1 pseudogene is annotated in these 387 nt (G+C 85.8%); it reads left to right on the top strand.

The window, feature by feature from the left end:
- Positions 1 to 387: pseudogene (locus VR45_RS06950) on the top strand (hypothetical protein); the annotation flags it as partial.

Below are 387 nucleotides of genomic sequence, written 5' to 3' on the forward strand. Positions count from 1 at the left end.
GTACGCCCGCCGCACTGCCCGCACTGCCGTCGGCGGCCCCGGCGCTGCCGGACGGCGCCGTGCCCGTCACCCCCGACGGCGACCGCCGCGAAGGCGCACCGCAGCCGGTCGGCACCGGCCTGGGCGAGCTGGCCCCGCCGCGGCCGCTCGGCGGCACCGGCCTGCCCGGTGTGCCCGGCGGGTCGGGGCCGGGGGCCCAGGTGAGCCCGGTCGCCGCCGTCGCGCCCGTCCCCGTGCCGGCCCCCGCCGAGGCCCGGCCCGCACCGAGACCGATGGCCGAGCTGCCCGCCGCGCCCACGCCGGCGCTCCCGGCGGCCCTGCCGATCGCCCCGGCGGGCGGCGGTCCCGAGTCCGGCGAGCGCCCGGTGCCCGCGCCCGCCCCCGACG

The sequence above is a fragment of the Streptomyces sp. NRRL S-495 genome (assembly GCF_000966955.1).
Taxonomy (GTDB): Bacteria; Actinomycetota; Actinomycetes; order Streptomycetales; family Streptomycetaceae; genus Kitasatospora; species Kitasatospora purpeofusca.